The 2,479-nt window shown below is 63.7% G+C and carries 3 protein-coding genes; all 3 read right to left on the reverse strand.

Going from position 1 to position 2,479, the window contains the following annotated elements:
• Positions 1 to 349, reverse strand: a 349-nt coding sequence (locus tag C2L71_RS11805) for a DUF4417 domain-containing protein (protein ID WP_170042513.1), incomplete at its 3' end; no start/stop codon positions are given.
• 140 nt (positions 350 to 489) lie between these two features.
• Positions 490 to 1,785, reverse strand: a complete 1,296-nt coding sequence (locus C2L71_RS11810; protein WP_103265955.1) for a virulence-associated E family protein — start codon at positions 1,783 to 1,785, stop codon at positions 490 to 492.
• A partial coding sequence (locus C2L71_RS11815; protein WP_147585043.1) for a toprim domain-containing protein occupies positions 1,782 to 2,479 on the reverse strand: 698 nt, incomplete at its 5' end. The genes C2L71_RS11815 and C2L71_RS11810, both read right to left, overlap by 4 nt.

The following is a 2,479-nucleotide window of genomic DNA, read 5'->3' on the forward strand; positions in this document are numbered from 1 at the left end:
AGTCGGGCGTGAGGACGCACGCGAAGCGGGAGAGCATGGGCACGTAGCGCACGGGGTCGCTCCACGTCCCCTCGAACCGGTAATCGTCCAGGAAGAAGTGAACCCCGGCGTTAGGGTCGCTGCATCGTGGGCACGACGTGAACGCGCGCAGGCGCTCGGGCACGACCTCCACGGGGTCGAGCTGCGGCATGCCAGTTGCCCCGTCCACGCCGAAGCCGTCCACGAGGTGGAGGTTGTAGGCGCGCCGCACGCGGTCGTGGCGGTCGGCCTTTAGGGAGGAGGCTCTTCCGTCCTTGTCGGTTGCCGAGGTTGCTGTGGTTGCCGATGTTCCCTTATATATTATTCTCACCCTCTCTACCCCCATATGTACCATTTATTATTTATAGGGAAATTCATGGCAACCATAGCAACCGGTTTATATGATGCCTGTTCAAACGCTACTTTCGTGGTTGCTGAAAGGTTGCCGTGCGGTTGCCATGGTTGCCGATGCTAGCCGCTTTCGACAGTTCGCTGGTACGCGATCTGGGTTCCGTATCCTTGAATCTTCGCTTTCGTCGGCAACCTTACCCATTCGTGGAAATGGCGCTTCATGATGTCGTGCACGTCGTTCGTGTGATGCTTCTTCTGTTGCGGCCTGTCTATTCCAAGGGCTTCCTCCGCTATCTCGGACGCACACACCCTTTCTCCCGGCATCGTCCTATCGAGCCATTCCCCTATCTGCCCTATCCTTGGGTCATCGAGCGACGCCTCTTCTTGCATCTTCGAAGCGGCTATCGCCACGTCGCGGGGCAGTACGAGCGGTAGGCTTCCGACCTCGCGGTACTCAGCAAGGACTTCGGCCCACGCCTGCTCTATGACCGCCTCCGTATCGATGCCGAACAGGTCAAGCTCCGGTTCTTTTGCGCCGCACTGTACAGGGAGGAAGCGGCGGTTCCCGCTTGGGTCGCTCAGGAAGCGGTCGGAGTTCGTGGTACCGATCATCACGAAGCGACGTGGGTGCTTCTCCGCGCGCCTCCCGTAAGGAGGCCGATAGTCATCGGATACGCGAGAAATGAATGCCTTGGTGGTTTCGAGGTTCTTCCCCTTCAGGGCGTCAAGCTCCGCCACCTCGACAATGAGGTTCCCCTGCACCAACTCAGCGGCCTCTCTCGTCCCTATTCCCGTGACGCTGTCCGTGAAGAACCTGTCATCGAGTGCTAGCTTCCTGACGAACGTCGATTTGCCGATGCCCTGCCCGCCCACCAGCACGGGCATGTAATCGAACTTCGCCCCCGGGTGGTACGTCCGCATGACTGCGCCGTTCATGAGCAGCCGCTCCACCGCTTGCGTATATCCACTGTCGGGAGCGCCAAGAAACCAGGCGAGCAGATGGCCCGCGCGGCTCTGTCCGTCCCACTGCGGCAGCGCGTCAAAGCGGTCTATAAGGGGATTGAACCGCGTTCGCTCGCAGACGATGGAGAAAGCGTGGACCACCGCCTTCTCGTTCTTCACGCCGTATTCTGTTTGAAGGTACGCGAGCAGTTGCGAATCGTCGGAGTTGCGCCATGGCCTCGTCTCGCACTTCGCGCTCCAAGGCAGCACGCCACGCACGTAGGGCGCCGATTCGAGTTCGTTGAAGCCTATGGCGTCTCCTAGCCGCGCATCATTTTCGATTGCCTGCGCTATTGCGTCAATCGTTCCAGCCGTATGCGGAGCGTCCATGACATCGGCTTCGGGTGCCGGAACCGTCGCCAGCGCCCCCGCCTTACGTGCCTCCTCCTCCCAGGTTTCTATCGCGTCGCTCATCGCGCCACCCGCTTGGCGCGCAGCACGTCTGCGGTGTCCTTCGCGCCGTCCGGGTAGGGCGGCATCGCCGAACAGGTAGCGTCGATCTCGGCGAAGCCCTCTCGCAGCGTCTCAGCGAACCTGCGCCCCGCCTCGTCGGCGTCAGTGGCGATGACGTAGACGGGCCGCTCGCTTGGCGGCGTGTCGGCCACCACGTCGAGCACCCGGCCCGTCCCGGCCCCGCACATGGCGCACGCGGGCACCCCGAGGAGCGCCGCGAGCGCCGCGGCGTCGAAGACGCCCTCCGCGATGTACACAGGCGCGCCGCTTCGGCGCAGCAGGTGCTCCCTCCACACCGGAGATGGCATGCCCTTGGGCTTCCACTCCTTGGGTTTGGCCTCCACCTCGCACGGGCGGAACGTCGCGTAGCGCACGGCGTCCCAGCCCTCGCCCTCCGGGAAGGGGAGGCAGATATAGCCCGCCTCCACTTCCGGCGCACCCTCGAAGCCGGCAGGGAACACGTCGCGCGGATGCCTCACCCAGCCCCAGCCGTTGCGGCATATCTCCTCATCGGTGAAGCCGCGACGACGCAGCCAGTCCAGGGCGACGGCCCCGGGTTCCTCGTAGAGCGCCGCGAACGCCCCCTGCACGGCTGGGAGCACGTCCTGGCCCTCTATCTGTCGGGGCGCGCGCCGCGCTGGCTTCCTCGCCGCCC

Origin of the sequence: Enteroscipio rubneri, assembly GCF_002899715.1 — a bacterium.
GTDB lineage: Bacteria > Actinomycetota > Coriobacteriia > Coriobacteriales > Eggerthellaceae > Enteroscipio > Enteroscipio rubneri.